This is a genomic window from Providencia sp. PROV073 (assembly GCF_033688125.1).
Taxonomy (GTDB): Bacteria; Pseudomonadota; Gammaproteobacteria; order Enterobacterales; family Enterobacteriaceae; genus Providencia; species Providencia hangzhouensis.
Window position 1 is genome coordinate 113,926 of the sequence record NZ_CP096355.1, and the last position, 18,847, is coordinate 132,772.

The 18,847-nt window shown below is 50.5% G+C and carries 35 protein-coding genes; 30 read left to right on the forward strand and 5 right to left on the reverse strand.

Going from position 1 to position 18,847, the window contains the following annotated elements:
- Positions 1 to 714 precede the first annotated feature (714 nt).
- Positions 715 to 879, forward strand: a complete 165-nt coding sequence (locus tag M1F17_RS21900) for a hypothetical protein (RefSeq protein WP_318837461.1) — start codon at positions 715 to 717, stop codon at positions 877 to 879.
- 86 nt (positions 880 to 965) lie between these two features.
- Here the strand turns inward: M1F17_RS21900 and M1F17_RS21905 are convergent, their stop codons facing one another.
- Positions 966 to 1,400: a hypothetical protein gene (locus tag M1F17_RS21905; protein WP_275146050.1), complete on the reverse strand. Its 435-nt coding sequence runs from the start codon at positions 1,398 to 1,400 to the stop codon at positions 966 to 968.
- A gap of 17 nt (positions 1,401 to 1,417) precedes the next feature.
- Complete coding sequence (locus tag M1F17_RS21910) at positions 1,418 to 2,533, reverse strand: phosphoadenosine phosphosulfate reductase family protein (RefSeq protein WP_275146049.1); 1,116 nt, start codon at positions 2,531 to 2,533, stop codon at positions 1,418 to 1,420.
- A gap of 268 nt (positions 2,534 to 2,801) precedes the next feature.
- Here M1F17_RS21910 and M1F17_RS21915 point away from each other — a divergent pair, with 268 nt between their 5' ends.
- The 17 genes from M1F17_RS21915 to M1F17_RS21995 all read left to right on the forward strand — a co-directional run bounded on the left by M1F17_RS21915 (position 2,802) and on the right by M1F17_RS21995 (position 11,942).
- Positions 2,802 to 3,410, forward strand: a complete 609-nt coding sequence (locus M1F17_RS21915) for a hypothetical protein (protein ID WP_162779890.1) — start codon at positions 2,802 to 2,804, stop codon at positions 3,408 to 3,410.
- Between the two features lie 4 nt (positions 3,411 to 3,414).
- Positions 3,415 to 3,936 carry a hypothetical protein gene (locus M1F17_RS21920; RefSeq protein ID WP_162779889.1) on the forward strand — a complete coding sequence of 174 codons (522 nt, stop codon included), beginning with the start codon at positions 3,415 to 3,417 and terminating at the stop codon, positions 3,934 to 3,936.
- A 2-nt stretch (positions 3,937 to 3,938) separates the two neighbouring features.
- On the forward strand, positions 3,939 to 4,460 hold the full coding sequence (locus M1F17_RS21925; protein ID WP_063112493.1) for a hypothetical protein: 522 nt from the start codon (positions 3,939 to 3,941) through the stop codon (positions 4,458 to 4,460).
- A gap of 96 nt (positions 4,461 to 4,556) precedes the next feature.
- A complete protein-coding gene (locus M1F17_RS21930) occupies positions 4,557 to 5,030 on the forward strand; it encodes a hypothetical protein (RefSeq protein WP_000057876.1) in 474 nt (157 codons plus the stop codon).
- Positions 5,031 to 5,040: 10 nt separating this feature from the next.
- Positions 5,041 to 5,334 (forward strand): hypothetical protein, encoded by a 294-nt coding sequence (locus M1F17_RS21935; protein WP_001370730.1) that lies wholly within the window; start codon positions 5,041 to 5,043, stop codon positions 5,332 to 5,334.
- A 4-nt stretch (positions 5,335 to 5,338) separates the two neighbouring features.
- Positions 5,339 to 6,193, forward strand: a complete 855-nt coding sequence (locus tag M1F17_RS21940; RefSeq protein WP_000539391.1) for a hypothetical protein — start codon at positions 5,339 to 5,341, stop codon at positions 6,191 to 6,193.
- Positions 6,193 to 7,152: a S49 family peptidase gene (locus M1F17_RS21945; protein ID WP_275146047.1), complete on the forward strand. Its 960-nt coding sequence runs from the start codon at positions 6,193 to 6,195 to the stop codon at positions 7,150 to 7,152. Before M1F17_RS21940 ends, M1F17_RS21945 begins: the two co-directional genes overlap by 1 nt.
- Before the next feature lie 15 nt (positions 7,153 to 7,167).
- Positions 7,168 to 8,028 carry a DsbA family protein gene (locus M1F17_RS21950; protein ID WP_275146046.1) on the forward strand — a complete coding sequence of 287 codons (861 nt, stop codon included), beginning with the start codon at positions 7,168 to 7,170 and terminating at the stop codon, positions 8,026 to 8,028.
- Positions 8,029 to 8,088: 60 nt separating this feature from the next.
- The gene (locus tag M1F17_RS21955; RefSeq protein WP_000422769.1) at positions 8,089 to 8,448 is read left to right on the forward strand and encodes a hypothetical protein; all 360 of its coding nucleotides are present in this window, start codon (positions 8,089 to 8,091) and stop codon (positions 8,446 to 8,448) included.
- On the forward strand, positions 8,448 to 8,894 hold the full coding sequence (locus tag M1F17_RS21960; RefSeq protein WP_000919343.1) for a hypothetical protein: 447 nt from the start codon (positions 8,448 to 8,450) through the stop codon (positions 8,892 to 8,894). The genes M1F17_RS21955 and M1F17_RS21960 overlap by 1 nt, the downstream gene beginning before the upstream one ends.
- Positions 8,891 to 9,409 carry a nitrite reductase gene (locus M1F17_RS21965; RefSeq protein WP_275146045.1) on the forward strand — a complete coding sequence of 173 codons (519 nt, stop codon included), beginning with the start codon at positions 8,891 to 8,893 and terminating at the stop codon, positions 9,407 to 9,409. The genes M1F17_RS21960 and M1F17_RS21965 overlap by 4 nt, the downstream gene beginning before the upstream one ends.
- Positions 9,409 to 9,639, forward strand: coding sequence for a hypothetical protein (locus M1F17_RS21970; protein WP_000972665.1), 231 nt, complete (start codon positions 9,409 to 9,411; stop codon positions 9,637 to 9,639). Before M1F17_RS21965 ends, M1F17_RS21970 begins: the two co-directional genes overlap by 1 nt.
- Positions 9,626 to 10,483, forward strand: coding sequence for a hypothetical protein (locus M1F17_RS21975; protein WP_038268741.1), 858 nt, complete (start codon positions 9,626 to 9,628; stop codon positions 10,481 to 10,483). Before M1F17_RS21970 ends, M1F17_RS21975 begins: the two co-directional genes overlap by 14 nt.
- Before the next feature lie 25 nt (positions 10,484 to 10,508).
- Positions 10,509 to 10,700: a hypothetical protein gene (locus M1F17_RS21980; RefSeq protein WP_001270409.1), complete on the forward strand. Its 192-nt coding sequence runs from the start codon at positions 10,509 to 10,511 to the stop codon at positions 10,698 to 10,700.
- 2 nt (positions 10,701 to 10,702) lie between these two features.
- Positions 10,703 to 11,230, forward strand: coding sequence for a thermonuclease family protein (locus M1F17_RS21985; RefSeq protein ID WP_001210659.1), 528 nt, complete (start codon positions 10,703 to 10,705; stop codon positions 11,228 to 11,230).
- 57 nt (positions 11,231 to 11,287) lie between these two features.
- On the forward strand, positions 11,288 to 11,560 hold the full coding sequence (locus M1F17_RS21990; protein ID WP_088212642.1) for an HU family DNA-binding protein: 273 nt from the start codon (positions 11,288 to 11,290) through the stop codon (positions 11,558 to 11,560).
- A gap of 88 nt (positions 11,561 to 11,648) precedes the next feature.
- The gene (locus M1F17_RS21995; RefSeq protein WP_001239998.1) at positions 11,649 to 11,942 is read left to right on the forward strand and encodes a hypothetical protein; all 294 of its coding nucleotides are present in this window, start codon (positions 11,649 to 11,651) and stop codon (positions 11,940 to 11,942) included.
- Positions 11,943 to 11,968: 26 nt separating this feature from the next.
- Here the strand turns inward: M1F17_RS21995 and M1F17_RS22000 are convergent, their stop codons facing one another.
- The gene (locus tag M1F17_RS22000; RefSeq protein ID WP_000124640.1) at positions 11,969 to 12,271 is read right to left on the reverse strand and encodes an XRE family transcriptional regulator; all 303 of its coding nucleotides are present in this window, start codon (positions 12,269 to 12,271) and stop codon (positions 11,969 to 11,971) included.
- A gap of 4 nt (positions 12,272 to 12,275) precedes the next feature.
- Entirely contained in the window at positions 12,276 to 12,626 is a 351-nt protein-coding gene (locus M1F17_RS22005; protein ID WP_000270043.1) for a type II toxin-antitoxin system RelE/ParE family toxin, read from the reverse strand.
- Between the two features lie 162 nt (positions 12,627 to 12,788).
- Here M1F17_RS22005 and M1F17_RS22010 point away from each other — a divergent pair, with 162 nt between their 5' ends.
- From M1F17_RS22010 to M1F17_RS22025, 4 genes are all read left to right on the forward strand, one after another.
- On the forward strand, positions 12,789 to 13,337 hold the full coding sequence (locus M1F17_RS22010; RefSeq protein WP_001061573.1) for a hypothetical protein: 549 nt from the start codon (positions 12,789 to 12,791) through the stop codon (positions 13,335 to 13,337).
- 340 nt (positions 13,338 to 13,677) lie between these two features.
- Positions 13,678 to 13,872: a hypothetical protein gene (locus M1F17_RS22015; protein ID WP_000391491.1), complete on the forward strand. Its 195-nt coding sequence runs from the start codon at positions 13,678 to 13,680 to the stop codon at positions 13,870 to 13,872.
- 10 nt (positions 13,873 to 13,882) lie between these two features.
- Positions 13,883 to 14,254: a hypothetical protein gene (locus M1F17_RS22020; RefSeq protein WP_088212643.1), complete on the forward strand. Its 372-nt coding sequence runs from the start codon at positions 13,883 to 13,885 to the stop codon at positions 14,252 to 14,254.
- Positions 14,247 to 14,717, forward strand: coding sequence for a hypothetical protein (locus M1F17_RS22025; protein ID WP_088212644.1), 471 nt, complete (start codon positions 14,247 to 14,249; stop codon positions 14,715 to 14,717). Before M1F17_RS22020 ends, M1F17_RS22025 begins: the two co-directional genes overlap by 8 nt.
- Before the next feature lie 14 nt (positions 14,718 to 14,731).
- On the opposite strand, the gene M1F17_RS22030 is transcribed toward M1F17_RS22025, so the two are convergent.
- Complete coding sequence (locus tag M1F17_RS22030; RefSeq protein ID WP_172693095.1) at positions 14,732 to 15,073, reverse strand: hypothetical protein; 342 nt, start codon at positions 15,071 to 15,073, stop codon at positions 14,732 to 14,734.
- Between the two features lie 96 nt (positions 15,074 to 15,169).
- On the opposite strand from M1F17_RS22030, the gene M1F17_RS22035 reads away from it, so the two are divergent.
- The 8 genes from M1F17_RS22035 (at position 15,170) to M1F17_RS22070 (ending at position 18,711) form a co-directional block, all read left to right on the forward strand.
- Positions 15,170 to 15,658 (forward strand): DUF1643 domain-containing protein, encoded by a 489-nt coding sequence (locus M1F17_RS22035; RefSeq protein ID WP_172693094.1) that lies wholly within the window; start codon positions 15,170 to 15,172, stop codon positions 15,656 to 15,658.
- Between the two features lie 43 nt (positions 15,659 to 15,701).
- Positions 15,702 to 15,944 carry a hypothetical protein gene (locus tag M1F17_RS22040; RefSeq protein ID WP_011872897.1) on the forward strand — a complete coding sequence of 81 codons (243 nt, stop codon included), beginning with the start codon at positions 15,702 to 15,704 and terminating at the stop codon, positions 15,942 to 15,944.
- Positions 15,945 to 15,946: 2 nt separating this feature from the next.
- Positions 15,947 to 16,309: a hypothetical protein gene (locus tag M1F17_RS22045; RefSeq protein WP_088212646.1), complete on the forward strand. Its 363-nt coding sequence runs from the start codon at positions 15,947 to 15,949 to the stop codon at positions 16,307 to 16,309.
- The gene (locus M1F17_RS22050; RefSeq protein WP_172693093.1) at positions 16,302 to 17,552 is read left to right on the forward strand and encodes a DNA-methyltransferase; all 1,251 of its coding nucleotides are present in this window, start codon (positions 16,302 to 16,304) and stop codon (positions 17,550 to 17,552) included. Before M1F17_RS22045 ends, M1F17_RS22050 begins: the two co-directional genes overlap by 8 nt.
- Positions 17,549 to 17,749, forward strand: coding sequence for a hypothetical protein (locus tag M1F17_RS22055; RefSeq protein ID WP_217895750.1), 201 nt, complete (start codon positions 17,549 to 17,551; stop codon positions 17,747 to 17,749). The genes M1F17_RS22050 and M1F17_RS22055 overlap by 4 nt, the downstream gene beginning before the upstream one ends.
- A 37-nt stretch (positions 17,750 to 17,786) precedes the next feature.
- Positions 17,787 to 17,969 carry a hypothetical protein gene (locus M1F17_RS22060; protein ID WP_172693092.1) on the forward strand — a complete coding sequence of 61 codons (183 nt, stop codon included), beginning with the start codon at positions 17,787 to 17,789 and terminating at the stop codon, positions 17,967 to 17,969.
- A 132-nt stretch (positions 17,970 to 18,101) separates the two neighbouring features.
- A complete protein-coding gene (locus tag M1F17_RS22065) occupies positions 18,102 to 18,320 on the forward strand; it encodes a hypothetical protein (protein ID WP_088212648.1) in 219 nt (72 codons plus the stop codon).
- 13 nt (positions 18,321 to 18,333) lie between these two features.
- Positions 18,334 to 18,711, forward strand: a complete 378-nt coding sequence (locus M1F17_RS22070; protein WP_088212649.1) for a hypothetical protein — start codon at positions 18,334 to 18,336, stop codon at positions 18,709 to 18,711.
- The last annotated feature ends 136 nt before the right edge of the window (positions 18,712 to 18,847 follow it).

Consider the following 18,847-nt stretch of genomic DNA (forward strand, 5'->3'; position numbering starts at 1 on the left):
AGCGCACAAGGTACGCCCACAAGAAAGGTCCGGAAACGGAATGCCTCCGCATATGGGGGAGCTGCACGGATAGAGCGAACGTGACCCCAGATGCTACGTGGGCTGTGGCTCGATATATGGGAACGTTGCACGGTAGTTGCAAGCTGAGTCTCAGTACCGTGCAAGCGTAAGCCGCGACAAAGGATAAGTGCCATGCAGCTCCGGTGGTTCCCGTAGAGTGGCTCCCGTAAAGTATTGATAGCTAAAGGGTTAGGATGTGGGAGACCTGCACGTTATGAGATTTGATATGTGGGTACGTTGCACGAAAGCAGGCCCTGAACCTCTCGATATATGGGAACTCTGCACGATTGACGAAGCAGAACAAAGTCTGACAGATCAGGACAAACCTAAAAAGGCAGTCAAAATGACTCTAATAGTCCATAAGGTGATCGCGCTCACATAAAAAGAGGCCAAAAGTTATCCACATTTGCTGTGCATAAACGGGGTTTGGGTATGTGGGAACGCTGCACGATCACATGTGGGAACGCTGCACGGAGCAAAAAACGACCAAAATTGATATATGGGAGCGTTGCACGTTAAGAAGAAAATATATGGGCTGACTGCACGTATGACCTTAGACATGTGGGAACACTGCACGAACACCAGATCTGATATGTGGGAACGCTGCACGAAAGCTCTGTTTTGTAAGGATTTTGTGGAAAAAAGAGGGGTTCCGTGTGGATAACGGTGTATAAGATCCAAGGGTATATGGGGGCGTTGCACGGCAACCTATGGGAACGCTGCACGGCAACCTATGGGTTTGCTGCACGGAATAAATATGAAAATACCAGCAATATCAAGGCGTTGAATAGCAATTCAGAGCGCCTAACCTATCTTTAACCGCTTTTAATCCTTTATACAAAGATCTAAAGATCTTTATATTTATCCTTTTGATAGCTGAACAAAAAATAATCAACCCTGTTTTTTTAGAGAAAAGTCTCGTATGCAAGGCCGAACAGGACGAGTATCACCAACAAGATAAGCATCGACAGCACAAAGTAACCAGACTCGTACATCACAGCTTTGATCACAGAAACGACGCCGATCGATCTCCCAGAGATCCTCCCGATGATCCACTGAAACGCAACGAACGAACCAAGCCCACAGATCAGCACCACCGCTACGGAGACAAGTGCATGTTCCCTCAGGACAGACTCACTCAGGAAACCATACTGCATTCCCATCAATACAAGCCTGCCAATGCCAAACCCCAGACCCAATGCAACAGCTCCACGAACCAGCACAACCTTCAACGACTGGAGCCATGTCAGTTCAAGATCCATCCCCTTACGGGAAGACCGACGCACCAGCACCATAGATATGCCCAACCCTAAAAACACCAAAAAAACAAAATCCAACATTGCCACCTCTGCACAAATCAATCAGAACCACAGGCCTCTCGGCCAAATGCGCCACCAGGGAGAGCCCACTTCTGCCCCTCCGGCACAAAAATCGGGAGCGTGTAATCTTCTCTGGATACCTGCTCCAATGCCTCAACATCACTAATCTGTATCGGCGCAACAGCAGAACCTAAATCTATTACGTCGATTTTTTTTCTTGATACCGTCACACCAAAGGTTTGTTCATACTGAGCAATCTTCCCAGCTCGTTCAGGCCAGTAGTGACGGATAGTGGACCAGATACGCTGTGAGTTGTAGATGCAGGTCATACACGAAGACCGGCTCCAACCAAGGCGATAAGGGACTGGGGCCAGAATGCGGTGACGCTCGATTACTTCCCATACCTCTTCCTCAGTCCAATGAAGAACGGGCCTCCAGGCATCAACTAACCGTGCAGTCTTCCCATATCTTCTGTCACAGGCATGAGCCTCAAGCTGGTTGTACTTGGATCTGTTTGCACTTTCCTCCCGGCGCTCACCAGTGATGAAAAGGATCTTCTTCCCCTTGAAGCGCTCCTGGTTATTAAGAGCTCTGCGGCCAACATCGATCTTCAAGGCTGATGAGCACCACCTTGTTTGGAGTGATGGCGATTGCTGAGGGAAACGAAGGCGTGTACCAGGCTTAGAGCGCTTATGGTCTCTAGGCAGCACCAGAAGCCCCTCAGGCGTCTCTACACGATGGGGGTGGCTATAGGCATTGTCTTTGAGCATTTCGCCCTCAAAGCCGCCCTCAAGCCACGAGAAGTACATTGGGACACCCAGTTCTTCCCCGAGCTGACGACAGTAATCACGCATGAAGGCCCAATCCATCAACGAACTACCTTCCTGACCATCAACATCATGGTGCCAGAACTCCACCTTTGACTTATCAACACCCATGTCCACCAGCCGCAAGTACGCAGCAATCGAGTCCTTGCCTCCAGACAGGCAAACAATGATGTGGTCGTACAAACTCAAGTCCACATCCGGAGCTGAGAAGTACGTTGTTCTATCGTCACAACGCTGACTGGAAGATATGCCGGTAAGAACCGACTCCAGTGATGGCAACACCACCTGGTCATCGAACAAATCTCCTTGGTTTTCTCGTCTCAACATAAGTCGCTCTTTTTTCTTTACTGGGTTGTTTTTATGATTTACAGTATTATAAAATGATACTGTGAAAAGTAAAGTTTTCAGAACGACCAGTCACTCAGGAGAACTTGATAAGCACCAGAAAGCAATCTAAAGGTGGTTTTTCGGTGAGGTTAGTTCAGGGGCAACCTGTCATTGCTGATTGAAAATCATCAAGAAGTGGTTTTTTGGTGTGGTTACGGTTTGAGGGGGTGAGTATGTGGGAACGTTGCACGGTTAAAGGGGGCCGCACATGAAAACGATAAAGCGGTTCATCGTATGGGTGAATTACGGTCTTGAGGGTTGGAGCATTTTCGGATCGAGCGATGACTGGGATGAAGCGGTATCCATCCGTTCGGAAGCGATAGACGAATGCAATATTGATGAGGAAGACATCATCTTGGCAGAAAACAAAAACGAGCTGGTGGTAAAACCTGCGACCAAGCAAATGACGGAGTGGCACCGGGAACTGGAAGCCGTCCTTATGACCTTGGATGACTGCCAGATGGAATGTGACGGCATGACATGGGCAGTAAGCCACCTACTCAATGACGCGGGTGTACCTCATGACTGCATGTATGGTTTTGTGCGAAACGAACAGACCAAGGACATCGTGACACCGCATTTCTGGGTTGTCCTGGATGATGGGTGGCTGGTGGATCTGAGGCTACGCATGTGGCTTGGCGATCACGATAACATTCCTCACGGGGTATTCCATCCCGATAACGAGCCAGGATTTTTCTACAAGGGAGACCCCGTTCAAAACCATAAAGGGATGAGATTGGGCAAAGCCGTCCTGGACATCATGACCGACGGAAAAATTTCACATGTGAAAGTTCCTGAACGACAAGACGGAGAGTAATAGCGTGGCATTTGATTACGACAAGTCAGTATCAAACGCACATCTTGAGGCCGCAGGCTGGGGTATGGATGCCTTTAATCAATCCAACCCATTTGAGAGCCATGTCATCTATGTGCGTGACTACCGCAACGATCACATCCGCCTGTTCACCATCAAGAAGGCTGACTTCGACACGATAAAGCTGCCGCTTTACCTTACCTCCGACATGCTGGCTTCGGTGATCGCTGAGTTCGTATCGAAGGCAGCAAAAGGGAAGTTGAATACGAAGGAGTCCGATACGCTGGCTCCTGCCTTGGTTGGCTATGCCAAATCAACAGAAACCTACCGGAGCTGGCGGAGAGTGTCTGGAGCAACAGAGCGATTGCATATGGTCATCAATATCTACGCGGGTTTTGGATTGCTGAGACCTTTCATCGCTCGGGCTCCTGAGACCGTCCTGACGACCCAAGAGCTACTCGTCTTCTCATCACAGGTTAAGAACATGGATGTATCCAATCATCCAGAGTGGTTTAGGGGCCTGAGGTAGTCATGAAGGCAGTTCTCTGGATATTCGTCCTTATCATTGCACCTTTCGTCATTGCGAAAGTGGACCAGTGGCGCAAACGCGGCATTGGAGACGCCTGGGCGTGGTGGAAATCAGAGAACATGCCTTATGAGCTGCGCTCGGCCACTCTGTTTTTATCCGAACAGGACATATCAACCACACAGCCGGTGCCCATGCACGGCAGGGTTGATCAGGTGTACAAAGCCAAGAATGGGGTTCTCATTCCCTTGGACACCAAGCTGCGCCAGGTAAACCACATCTATGAGTCGGACATTATCCAGCTCTCGGTTTACCGGGTAATTCTGTCACACAAGTACAAGGCACCAGTTGCCAAGTACGGCTATGTCCGAACCGTTGTTGAGACAGCGGACGGGGATAGAGTCCGTTACATCAAGACAAACCTTCTCAGCGAAAAAGAAGTGGTCAAGTTGTGGCACCGCTATCAATCCATCCGTTCTGGTCAGGTAAAAACCTCCTGTTCCTGTGGCGGAAAGTTTCACATGTGAAAGTTCTGGATTGAATTAGGGTTGCCCGAATTGGGCAGCTAGGCGGGGTTGCATTTTTGAAAAGTCCTGTACGCTGGTTGGTATAGGAGGTGAATAGTGGCCCAGCTTAAACATAACCGCTTCGTCATGTTGGGGTCCTTGGTAGCGACGGTCGTAGCTGCTGCGAATGGCTTGAGTTTTCTCACCCTTATGGCTGGTGGAATGACCCTTATCCAGTTCATGGCTTGGAAGCAACAAGATGCTGTCCGTAGCCGGTTTAAAGCTGCGAAGGATGCGTTTGAAGCGTTGAACGTTATTGCGTTCGACAAGCACTGGGTAGGTTCAACCGCGACGGTCGCCAAAGTGTCGAACATGATCACTCCGCCCGAACGACTGGATAAGCCCTGGGCGGTGCAAGTTCTGGCCGTAACCAAAGGTGGGACGTGGTTCGCAGTGGATCTGCAAGTGACCGGCACTGACAAGGTTCAGATGCTTAGCCTCCACCAGCTTAGTGAAAAGGCGGCAAAGACCATGCTGGCCTTCGACCTCGAAGTGTATGAAAAATTTTTCGGAAAACCTGATGTTGCATGAGGACAATGTGATGGAAAAAGTCAAAAGCGTAGATGCCGTGGAGTTCACGGCAGCAGATAAGAAGGCGATGACCCATGCGGCATACGCCCAGTGTTTCTTCATTCTGGCCCAAGTGATGGCATTCCCTTCCCTGGGGGTGGCTGGCGCTATGGTTGCTGCTCTGTGCGGCATGATGCCGTGGTTGACCAAGTTCGCCAAAGAGGCTCCATCGAAAGCCTTTGGCATGGTGATGGCTTCACTCTGCCTTGCTCCTGTGTACGGGAAACTCTGTGAGCTGGTGGTCCACGCGATTCAGGGAGCTTGAGCTTATGGGGGTAGTAAGAGTTCCCTACCTCTTGGCTGAGCTGAAAGAACGCGGATGTGCTGATGAATCTGCTCTGGCGCAGGTTATGCAGCCTGGATGCCGAATTGGAGAGGAAGACCTACGGAAGTTGGCCGCAAATTTAGGGCTTGAAGTTTCTGAGCTGGCACCAGCGCCAGAGAACGCGGCCAACACCCGGTTCAAAGCAAAGCTGAGAGGAGGTTTGGCCTCCTTTCTTTTTGAGTACGACGGCTGTTTCCGACATGCCGAAGGCTCCAGCCATGCAGAAATGTTGGGTATCGAGCAAGAAGACGATATTGGTCTTCCGAGTCGAGCTGCTGACGCCATGCTCCTGGAAAAGATGCTTTACCAGGTAATCGCTCGGGCTAAGTACATGCTCGGCAAAATCGACAGCAAGTTTGTCAGGTCAGAACAAGCAATCGAGTTCCGTGAGCAACTTGCTCCTGGGATCTTCAGGCCAGGGTACAGAGGTTTCCGATTCAAGGAGGCTGCCGCTGGTGATTTGCCTACAGTCATGATTGACGGTCGGAAGTTCAATTGCGTTGCCAGTATAGCCAGAGCGCATGGACTTGATCCGGTAACGGTGCGTAGGCGCATTGCGGACACAAGGAAGGCCGCAGACAAACTCTCCAATGATGAGTGGAAACTCATCCTCGCCAAGAAAAAAGGTAAAGGGAAACCCTTCACCTATCTGGACAGGACCTACAGCAACATTGCCCAGTTCTGTCGAGAGCATCAGCTCAACACCAACCTTGTTTACCAGAAAGTCAAAGACCGGGCTGATAGCGCTGATGAAGAGTTCTGGGGACAGATAATCGAAACATGCAAAAGGAAAGACTAATGGCAGAAAACAAAGAGATCCCCTGGGAGAAAGAGCTCATTGAGAAGTACATGTTCACCCTGCATAAAGAGCAGGTGAAAGACCGGCGCTGGCGGACCATGTTACGTGTGCTTCGCGCATCGGGTTTCGTGCTTCTCATGATCGGCTTCATCATTTTGGCATCTAATCCGGGTGGGATGCCGTGGCAAAGCGCCAAGGCAGGAGCCCCTCACACCGCGTATATCAACATCCGTGGTGAAATTGCTGCTGGCACCCTGGCCGATGCTGATCACCTTATCCCGTCCATCCAAGCTGCATTCGACAACCCAAATTCACAAGCTGTCGTGCTTCGCATAAACAGCCCTGGCGGTAGCCCGGTTCAAGCAGGACGGATTTATGAAGAAGTGAAGGCGCAGCGAGCCCTTCATCCTGAGAAAAAGGTCTACGCCATCATTGATGACATCGGTGCCTCTGGCGGTTATTACATCGCCTCTGCTGCGGATGAAATCTATGCTGACCGCGCCAGTCTTGTCGGTTCTATCGGCGTCATCAGCTCAGGGTTTGGATTCACCGGCTTGATGGACAAGCTCGGCATCGAGCGCCGGGCTATCACTTCCGGAGAGCACAAAGCGCTTCTCGACCCATTCTCCCCTCTTACCTCTGACATGAAGAAATTCTGGGAGGGCGTTCTATCGAAAACCCACCAGCAGTTCATCGAACGAGTGAAGGCTGGGCGGGGTGATCGACTGAAAGACGACCCAGAGGTGTTTTCTGGATTGCTCTGGAACGGGGAGCAGGCCAAAGACATTGGGCTGATTGATGGCCTGGGTAGTTTGAACTCCGTGGCGCGAGACGTCATCCACCAGAGCAACTTGGTGGACTACACACCAACCGAAGACATCATCCGGCGACTGACCCAACGAGCGAAGCTCGAAGCCAGTTCCTTCGTGCAAGAACTCAGCGCTGTGAAAGTTTACTGATAGGAGCAGTTTGATATGACAGAACAAAGTACCAAATCACTACGTCTCGGGGTTGTTGCCGCCATTATTTTGGGGCTCGTAGGAACCGGGTTCGGGATCTACCAGTTCGTGAAAGAGAAGGATCTGGCGCAAGAGATCGCCAACGTGAAGTCTACGGTCAACCAGGTGAAGGATGCCGAAGGCGTCACCTTCAAAAGCAAGGCAGAGTTTGAGGCTGCTGTGGCCGAAAGCATCAATAAGTTTGTCGCGCAGAAACAACAAGCCGACATCGATCAGAAGTATGCCCAGTTCGAGGCGGCACCTGAAAAGGTCGAAGACGGCAAACACATCTATGGGGACCTTGGTGCCCGATTCACGCTGGTGGAGTTCTCTGATATGGAGTGCCCCTTCTGTAAGCAATTCCACGACACGCCCAAGCAAATTGTGGATGCCAGTAAAGGCAATGTGAATTGGCAGTGGAAGCACATGCCTCTCGACTTCCATAACCCGGCAGCTCACAAGGAAGCGTTGGCCGCTGAATGTATTGCTGAACAGAAGGGCAACCGTGGCTTCTGGGTCTTCGTGAATGAGATTTTCCATCACAGCAAAGGCAACGGTGCCGGTGTTTCTGACTTGGCCTCTGTTGTCACGGGTGTTGGTGCTGATCTGGATGCTTTCCGTGAGTGTCTCAGCTCTGGCAAGCACGAAGATAAAGTTCAAGCTGACATCCAGAAAGCCAAGAGTTACGGCGTTAATGGTACTCCAGCAACCTTTGTTGTAGACAACCAGACAGGCAAGAGTCAGCTACTCGGTGGTGCTCAACCGGCACAAGCCATCATGGCGGTGATGCGAAAAATGATGATTGAGTCGCAACAAGACGACTCAGCGAACCAATAAAAACTTTCACATGTGAAAGTCAGGTCCCTCAGGGGCCTGATTTCACTATGAGGTGAACCAATGGAGTTACAAGAAGCAAAAAATGCTCTCGATAGCCTTCACCCCCACAAGGCCTCAGCCCCTTTGAGGCTTGTCATCCACCAGCCTGGAGGGATTGGTGGAACCCCTACCGTAGGGGTGAAAGCAATTCATGCTGGGTTTGATTGGGACAGCAACACCATCCTGATCTACCCGGAAGAGCAGCTCACCCGGTTGACGCCGGATGAGGTCGCCGCCATCACGAAGTCAGTATCGAAGGGACAGTCCTGGCATTCATATCAGCAGTTCAAGAAGTATCGGGAGCAGTTGGCCGAAGCCACGGAGGAAATTAATAGGCTCAGGGCTGAGCTGGGCAGGTATCAGAATAACGGGAGGGGGTAATGCTAAAACGCGGAATTATCAATCTCGCTGCTAGTTACATCATTGTTGATGCCCTACTCCGGAATGCAGCAATTTGGATCTTTGGCTTGTCCTTCTCCATTGGTGGCACTTACGTCGCTGGCGAGGCCAGTACATGGGGCGTTTACCTAGCCACTTCTGGTGCAATGACACTCTGTTCTGTCGTAACAGCCTACCTGCTCGTGACCTATCACCGCTGGGGGCTGATGACGGCCAGGGTCTGGCTGCTATTGAGTGCCTGCCTAAACGGCTATGCCGTCTATTTGAGCAGCCACAACATCCAGTTGGTGGTGGCACTGCTTTCCAGCCTGTTTATTGCTTTGTGGATGCTCAAGACCCTTGAGCAACCAGCAGTGAAGGGGACGTACAAGGTAATCGCTGATCTTCACCGTCAGCTATGGGGAATGTTGAAGGGACAAACACAATGACGACGAATACTCAAAACGCGAACGCCAACCAGGTTCGGTCTTTACGCGACATGCTTGTCCCCGCCCTGTTGTTCTATGTGGTGATGACGGCCATGTTTGTGGGTCTTGACGCATTCATGGATAAACCCACCAGCATGAACCTGCCATTTATGCCGTTCCTTGTCTCGATGGTGAGTTTTACCAGTGACGCACGTCGAGCGTGGGACTGGCGGAACGGGACCAAGGTTGTGGCCGTATTGACTGCGGTAGCCATGCTGTTGGCATTCATCTATCAACTCGCGGTCGGAGAGGTAAATCTCTTATGGGTTGGTATATACCCGGCCACAGCCATCCTTCTGTTGGCAATCACCTGGGTGATTCGCGCTATCGGAAAGACGGCTCCTTTCCAGTTCCTGGGGAGACACCTGGCGCGGTTTGGTGCATCGAAGTGGGTCCAGCGTACCGCCGCAGTCATTGTGCTCGCGGGTGGCCTTGCCATCACTGTCTATGCCTACTGGCTTAACCACGGGAGCTGATGATGATCATTGCAACGAAGAGCGGCTTGCTGGTGGCCGCAGAACTAATCAAGGAAGAGGCCGGGTACTGGCTACTACAGCCTCGTGACCAAAAGACGCCGGTCAGAGTGAATAAGCAAGATGACAATAAACGCGCTTTCACGCATATGGGAGACGCCCTTCGCTGGGCAGGTGATCCTGAGCTTGCAAAGCAGTTCGATGCCGAGGGGGAAGAACATGCAAATTCGTGACTACATGACAAAGTTGTTTGAAGCATTTGGTGATGTAGAAGAAGTCACCCGAGAAATGCTTCTGGAGCAGGCGGAGCTCATTCATACGATCAGCGATAAGTGTCAGAGCACAGGCCTGTTTCTGGATAGTCAGGTTCGTTTCAACCAGTTCGTTCAAGAGATTGAGGCTGACGACAATGTAGAGGATCGGTTGCTTCATGCTTGGTGCTGGGTAATGGACCGAATAGTGAAGGCACCAACATCCTTTCACATGGATGGGGCTGTGATTTTGACAATGCCTCTGGTCGCCAGATACCTGCCACCAGTTGAACGGGAGCCGGAAACCATCGTGGTGAATCTCGATGAGGACTACAAGGCTCCTGTAGGCAACCAAACACTCTGCGAGCTCATTATGGAACGGAGGCATTGGCCGCAAGGTGCAACGTGCGCGACCCAAGAAGCGGATGGTGAAATCCTCTACTGGGACGCCCCGGTTCATGTAGTAGAGGAAGGCAGAAAGGCCGCTGGCAAGCATGGCATGATGGCTGAAATAGGATTAAAGCATCAAGTAGACTTTTGGTTTTCTGACATGGCCGAAACTCGGCTCGCAACCGATTGGAACACCGCCGTCATCACACCTCACTGCTTGCTACTTTCCTATCTTGATGTGCTCCAAAAGAACAAAGTGCCGTTTGATGAGGGGGTGCGGCTCGCTGCCGAATGGGTAACGCAACTTGGTGGGGAGTCTCGTAAAGATACCGAGGAAGAGCCGGAAGCTGATGCTACGGTGCTTTCCCTTGGGCGAGCAACAGCTCATTGCTTTAAACCTTATCCGGACACACAAAATTTCTATTACGAGGCCTAAGCCTCACCCAAACAGGAGGATTAACATGCGATACCAGGTATTTAAAACGAAGGAAGGGGGCCTGCCGGTGTTTACTGCACCGTGGTACTGGTTGGCCTCTGCCATTGCTCACTGGTCATCTCTTAACTGGGATGCCTGTCGAATCGTAGACAGCAAGGCGGATAAAACAATGCTCTGCTGGGCCAAGGCTCTACCGGCTGCAAAAAAGATGGAGTGATTATGAGGTTCGGTTTTGCAAAAAAGACGGGGATTTCAGCGTTCCTATCAGCAATGCTGGTGCTGGCTCCTCATGTGTGGGCAGAGACCTTCACTGCAAAGGTTGTGGGGGTGTCTGATGGTGATACGGTCAAAGTGCTAACGGAACAAAGCTGCGATACCGGGAAAGACTGCCGGAGTGGAAAGATCCAGTACCGAGTAAGGCTCGCGGAGATCGATACTCCAGAGAAAAAGCAGCCATACGGCTCAAAGGCGAAGCAGGCCTTATCAGATCTGGTGTTTGGTCGAATGATCAAAGTGGAGCAAATCGACAAAGACCGTTATGGCCGCCTGGTTGCCAATCTCTATGTCGATGGCAAATGGGTCAATGCCGAAATGGTCCGTTCTGGGAGTGCGTGGGTGTACCGGCAGTACGCCAAAACACCGGAGCTGTTCAAGCTGGAGACCGAGGCCAAAGCCGATAAGCGAGGTCTCTGGGCATTACCGGAATCGGAGAGAACTCCCCCTTGGGAGTGGCGAAGAAAACACTAACCACACCCCAGAGTATGCAGGTGTAAACAGTAACCAAGAAAACAAACAGGAATAAAGATGAACAAAAGCGAACTGATTATGAAAGTGGCCGAAGACGCTGATATTAGCAAAGCAAAGGCCGAAGCTGCGGTAAATGCGCTGATCAACTCAGTGAAAGAGGAGCTTAAAGCGGGTGGGACAGTAGCGCTTACTGGGTTTGGTACTTTCCACGTTAAGGAACGCGCAGCACGAACCGGACGGAATCCACAGACTGGAGAGAACATCCAGATCGCGGCGGCCAACATTCCTGGGTTCAAAGCTGGTAAGGGGTTGAAAGACTCCGTGAACTAGATCTTACTCATGTGACACATGAATAAGGTTTACATAAGGCTCCTTTCGTGGGAGCCTTATTCATATCAGACATGAATAAGGGGGTGGAATGAGGTTGTCGTCAACTCAAAAGGACGTTTTGTTCATTCTATACGCAATTGAGGCCGGTGGAAAAGCCGAGCCTGTACCAGGTGTAAAAATACTGGAGATGATCAACTCAGCTCGCCAGAGCGGTATTCATGGAACGAACTTCCGAACGTCATGCCACACGCTGGTGGAGAACGGCCTGTTGAACAAGTACCGGAATGCTTCTCTAAAGCTGGCCTTTAGGCTGACCGACGATGGTAGGGAACGTGCAGGAGAGATATACCGCAAACGGCTGGAAGAAGTGCAAGATAAGTAATACGCCCCATAACGGGGCGTATCGAGTTAAACGGCAAAGCCGTAGTGGGTGCCGTCCGGAAGTTCAACATCGAGGCGTAGCTTGCCACCGGAGGCCTCAACGTACCGCTTAATGGACGACAGCTTGAGATCTCGTCCAGGTTTTTCCATCTCGGAGACTGTCGGCTGTCTCACACCCAGAGATGCAGCAATTTCCCCCTGGGTAAGGTTCATGCGATCACGAAGCTCTGCCAAGTGGATGTTCAGTAACATCTCAGTGGCCGCTTTCTGTGCTTTGGCAACAACCTCAGGCTTTTCTGTTGCCAGCATTTGGTCAAGAGTTCTTGCCATAACGTCACTCCTTCTTCAATTTATCCAAGTGCGCCGCAAACTCGCGGTCTGCAATTGGGATCATTACTTCATAAAACCTTTTCTCGTCCCCGGTCTTGTTACCGGCGCAGAGAAGAATCCCCTTACGCTTTGGATCGAACGCAAAGAATGCCCTGATAGGATCTCCTTTGCTTTGGACCCGCAGCTCTTTCATGTTGCTGTAGGATGAACCGTTAACAGTATCCGCGTATGGTCTCGACAGCATGGGACCTCTATCTCGCAGCACCATCATCGAAGCCAGCACGTTGGCTCTATCGGTATCATCCAGTGCATCGAACCACTCATCAAAGGTGTCGGTTGTCTCGATGACCCACATGGTTTCTCCTTACTTAATATAGGTGCAATCCTATATAGATTCAAACCTATAATCAAGAAAAATCGGCGGCTATGGGGGACGAAATGCCGGTAAGTAGTCATGTGACTAAAATAGGGGGTAGAATAGGCCTCAATATAGTCATGTGACTAAAAGGTGTCCTGAATGAACAACCTGCCCCTACTGCTCGACGCAAGAGAAGCCATTGACTACTACCACCAGCATCCAGACATGACTGATGCAGAAAAGGCCTATGTGGTCGCGTTCCTAAGCGGAGAGGGGCGCTCAAACAGTCAGATCAGAGAGGAACTGGGGATTGAGAAGGTATACACGGTTACACACCTGAAACGCGCCGGTACGCTGTCGGAGGAAGAGCTCACACTCTGGCTCAGAAATCCACGCAAGATCACCCTGGGACATGTGAGAGCCGTGGCTAAGTTACCTATCAGCAAGAGAGAAAAGCTCCTGAGGGATCTCCTGCATACCAGGACGCCGGTTCATACATATGAGGCGATAGCGAAGGGCAAAGAAGTGGATAGGGATGCTGACATTAAGCGTCTGGAAACCCTGATGAGCGATGCGACGGGTAGGCCCATCAAAATTCGCTATAACCCCGCGAAGCGCTCCGGGGAGCTGACGCTGGGATTCTTCACGCTCGATGACCTGGATGACGTGTGCAAGGCTCTGGGGTTTGATCCAAGCGAGCAGATGTAAACCAGAAAACTTTCACATGTGAAAGTCTTGCAAGGTGTCTTTTTATTGTTTACAGTATCATAAAATGAATCTGTAAAGGTGCGAGATGAATGTGCTTCCAACGAAAAGCTGGCCTTGGGCGTTATAACTCAACCAGACCTGAGTGGCTGGCGGCGTACCGAAACGCAAGATGTATGAGAAGCTCAGGTAAAGAACCTGATGCTTCTCTTTCCGGGATAGCTTGGAAGGCGCAACTCATTGTTGCCCATGAAAGAGGCAGAATTGACAGCCTGGCTGTCCCTTTGGATGCCAGATTGATAGCAAAGAACCTCATCGACGAGATCCTTGCTGAGGAGAACTGATGGAAGAAAAAATTACCTACGAAGAAATGCTTGAACAACTCGACCAGAAAGGCATCCGCGTCACCAACGGGGCGAGACGGCTTTATGTCGCGTTGAACAACGGAGTCAAAGCTGAGGTGCTGGGTAACTGCGGTCCCGCCACAATCAGCTTGGTTGACGGGATGATTGTTGTGGAAGAGCAGACTCTCCACTAAGGGCAGCAGCATGGGCAAAAAAGTACACATCATTTGTGGAAAGTGCGGCAGTGACGAGATGAACTTTGTCATCAATGAACACTGTCCAGACGATCCCCAGAATGTTGCCAGTATGTCCTGCTCAAATTGTTGCGAACTGACAGGCATAGCCGAGTGGTCGGAATTTAATGGACGTGAGCTGAAAGGTGAAGCCGTCGCCCTATCAACACCGGCAAACGTGAATGCTCTTCTAAGATTGCTTCGCCAGGCGATGAACAGCGTTGAGTATCGCCTCTATGGCGGGGACATGTCATTGAGCGGTAATGATGCTGCCGAACTCATAGACCTCCAGGAGCGAGCTGAAAAGGTCTTATCTGTTCTTCGGAGTGATCAGCATGAGTGATTTATACGAACCGCTTGAGTTTGTGTTCTGCGGCTTTAGGAAAGGGGACGCTGGACTCTTTATCTCGGTAGCCACTTTGCGCGATGGTGTTTTAGGCCGTGAGATGTATTTCTCAAAGGGAAAAAGCAAAAGGCGCTGGGTTGTCGGTGGCATTTACTCAGGGGCCACGTTTTCGGACAACGGAGCAAAAGGTCTGGATGATGCTCATTACGTTAAAGCATGGGAAGTGCAAGGCGACAAGATAGAGTGGCAAGCAAAAAGCGAGCAAGCCGAAGCCTTGGCGCGAAGCGAGAAACTTGAAACCGACGATAGGAAGCGCAATGAACTCGAAGAGCTTATGCTACCCATCAGGAAGCAATATGGGGCATTAACAAAGCGACGAGATAGAGCGGGGGCCGCAGCTCTTGAAGAAGCTGTCCTGAGAGCGCTGAGAGCGCCCATCAGGAAGGCTGAGGAGAAATAACCGTGGAGCCAGTCTTAGCTAAAGCATTCGCCGGTTTTAAAGTCGTAGCTGTACGTGCCCATCAGATTGGCTTTACGGCTTTTTTTGCCATTGGTGTTTGCTGGAGCTGGCGCTTTAGGGGTCGCAAGTACGCCATAGAACAGGATACCAACAAGTGCCGCTTGCCACGCGAAAACAGCAACAAGAATCCAAAAAGCAGCAGCCAGAACTGGCAGCTTGTGCAGAAGGTTAAGCACCGGCTTGGCCCAAATCACTGCCGGGATAGCCAGCACTGCGTAACCCCAGTTGGTGGACTCAAGCATAGCCAGGCCAAGAACAACAACAGCCATCAGCGCGATATTCAGTACATGTTTCATGGTCATCTCTCCTTTTCAACTTACACTTTTATCCTATCACAGTGTTAAAAAATGCAACTGTGAAAGGGCGTTTTTCATTCAAAAAGAGGTGACACTTTGAGTGCAATTATCAGCAAGTGCGGCATGTACAGATACCGTCTGGAAAGGGATGTGCAACCCGAAGGCCTTGTGTTCGGTTATTTTGGTGTAAACGGCTCTACGGCCACGGCCACCGAGGACGATCACACGGTCAGAAAGTGGATAGGGTTTACCAAGGTCAACGGAGGGAGGCGATTCATAGTTGGTAATGCTTTTGCTTTTCGGGCGACCGACGTTCGAGAGCTGGCTACGACGGTTGATCCTGTGGGACCTGAAAATGAAATCCACTTGGAAAGGATTATTCGGGATGCTGATGTCTTGGTGCCCTGCTGGGGGAGCCGAACTAAGCTGCCTAAGTCTTTGCATGTTCATTTGGACAGGCTTTTAGAGCAGCTCGTTGCATCTGGGAAGCCGGTATTGGCATTTGGCGTGACTGGTTCGGGGGACCCGAAGCACCCGCAAATGCTTGGATATTCGACAAAACTTGTGCCTTGGGGAGGAAAATAAGTGTGCGGGACGTGAGAGACATATTTGGGTGGAGAAAACGATAGTGGCGAAGTTGAAGGTTTATGGCGGGATCACTTATGGGGCCGAAGGGCAGCTCAGAACTGTCGTTGCGGCCACAAGTAAAAGCAAGGCTGCTTCAATTCTTAATATCACGATTTACCAGATGAATAGCTGGTGGACGGAGACTTTTAACAAGTACGAGGTCGAGGCGGCGATGTCTGAGCCGGGGGCCATTTTTTCAAAGCCTCTCGATGGCAGAGGACCATTTGTAAAGCAGGAAGGATAATTGTGAGAAGTGTTTTTGTATGGTTGAAGGCCGGGGCAATACTGGCTTTCCTATTCTTCGGTATTGCTGGTGCTGTCAACCGGGTCTATTGGGTTAACAGCCAAGGTTTGAGGCAGGGGTCGATGTCATCCACATTGGTTAAAGAAAAGTTTGGCCTAGACCTTGGTGCAATGTGCCGTTATGACAAACCCCAGCATGTCGAGTTCAAAGTCCTTCCTGATCAGACAATCCAGTTCCGCTGCTCATGGTTTGAAGGTGGCGGATTAACCTGGTGGCCTTTCTACACCGAGCATGATGTAAAGAGCGCCGAGGCGACCTCTGTGCTCAATGACATATTCCAGGGTACGGAGGGGCATGATGAGTAGCCAGCTAGAACTCTTTCATGTCCAAGAGGCGTATGCCAAGGCCGATAAGCCGTTATCGAATGAGGAGCTCTACGATTCGGTGGCAGAGCTCGCTGGAATCCCGAAAAGCGCTCTGAATGAACAAAGTGAAATTGGCAAGGCAAAGGTCAAGCGGAGCAAGCTGAAAAGACAGATACGCTGGTATCAGCAAACCCTCAAGTCGATGAACCTTCTCCAGAAGGTGGACGGCGAGCGGGGTGTCTGGGAGCTCTCAAGCAAAACCAAGAAGGGCCTGCATGAAGCGCTAGGTGGCGTTCGACTGGTCGCTTATTCAACAAATCTTGGGCTGGCGGTGTGGTCAAACAACAAGAGCTTTTTCTCTGACCTCGATGAGCCGGTGCATCTGTGTGTGACATCTCCGCCGTTCCCGCTCCGTATACAGCGTGGCTATGGAAACGTTGATGAAGCCAAATGGGTGGATTTCATTACTCAGGCACTCGAACCGATAGTCAAGAACCTGGTGCCAGGAGGAAGCGTTGTCCTGAATGTCAGCAATGACATATTCGAGGCCAAGAGCCCCTCCAGATCTCTCTACGTTGAGCGAATGGTGCTGGCGCTCCATGATCGGCTTGGGCTCTCTCTCATGGATAGATGGCCGTGGATCAACCTGTCAAAACCACCAAGTCCGACCCACTGGGCTTGTGTGAACCGTTACCAGTTGTGTGCCGGGTGGGAGCCTGTTTATTGGTTCACCAACGACCCTGACAGGGTGCGTTCTGACAACAGAAGGGTCCTGATCCCTCATACAGAGAAACATCAGAAGCTGATGGCCCAAGGCGGTGATAACAGAGTGGTCAGTTATGGTGACGGGGCATATCGACTGAGAGGGAACGCATTCTCTAACGTCACGGAAGGACGGATACCGAAAAACGTTATCCAGCGCGGCCACCGTTGTGCGGATACTCTGGAGCTTCGGAGAATCGCTAGAGAACTGGGGTTGCCACCGCACCCGGCAATGTTCCCAACAGACATACCTGAAATGGCTATCCGCTTTCTGACGGAAGAGGGCGACCTTGTTGTTGATCCGTTCAGTGGGTCGAATAAGAGCGGGTTGGCCGCAGAAAGGAATAACCGGCGCTGGATCGCCTGTGACATCATTCTTGAGTACATTCGCACCCAGGCGGAAATGTTCACCGGCTTTGATGGATTTTGGATGAACCCAGCAATAGGAATGGTAGGAACGGGAGCAGGGCAATATTCATGAAGCGTGATTTATTAGAATCAATAAGGCTAGATGCTAGTCCCTTAGAGTTGGCGGCCAAAGCTGTGCTTCGTGAAGAGCTAGACCGTGTAGAAGTTCATCCTTGCGATGAAGGTGATGATGTGGTTGCTGCCAGGCATTTAACACAAGAGATGAAAATTTTGCTATCCGCTCTCACGGGCTATAAATTGTCGAAATAGCTTAGTTGATATTATTTAATAACAAAAAGAGGTTTGTATGAACGTAACAAAAGTCATTCTTATTGCATTGATTTCTTCTGTATCAGCACTGCTCACGCTTTGGGTGGCGGGAGGTTTGACTATGAGCGGTTGGTATATTCCAATTGTTTTTTTGGTAATAGCTAGTGTCATTTCTGACAGGGCTGGCTTGGGGTCAATATCTGAGTTTTTTAAAATCTAAATGAAGGGAAATCGTATGTCAGCACAGCAATTGGCCGCTTTACTGGGTCAGCCACTTTGGAAAATTGAGCGAGCTCTGGCTGCGCTACGAGCCAAAGGCCTTATTGAAACCTACAAGTAAGGAATCCGCAAAATGATTCTAAGTTTTCTGGATTTCTTAACCATAGCGCTCATCATTCGTGGGCCTGAGTTCCTGCGCCTGTTTGTGGAGGTTTTGCAGTTCGGTTGTAGGCTTGATAAGGCGCAGTACGCGCTTGCCTGTGATGACCATGCTAATTTTCACTACAAAGAGAAGCCTTGCGCTTGGTTTAGAGCAAAGCTGGCAGTAAAAGCATTTATTCTAAATAAGTAATAGGATACCGAACATGGCAACATGCCTTATTTTTTATATTCGGACCGATAACCCGTCAGTGATTGATAAACATCTATCTAACAATCTTCCTGATTGGGAGTGGCCGATTTCGATTGAACCAACTACTGCACAGGCAGTTCATGACTCGCATGTCATAGATAACAGCAGTGAGCCAAACTGGTATACATGGTATTCATATATTCCACTTAATGAGACCTATGGTTCAAAATATCCAGGACAAAACTATCTAAAAGCACTTGCTGCCCTGAACGGGGTTAAAAATGTTATTGATACGCTCTTAACTACTGATTCTACTACTGGCGAAGCCGGTGAGAAGCTCCGTGGTTTGGAGCTCAATGTTTTTGAAAATGGCATAGAGTCCACAGGCTGACAGAAACGCTGTCATGTGTAATGGCTCACGCCGGAACGAGGTTCTGCACTGCCAAGCAGTTATTGGCGAATGAGCTTGGAGCAGCAAATCAATTGCGCTGACAGCACAAACCTTGTCAATAAGCGGCCTTCATGGC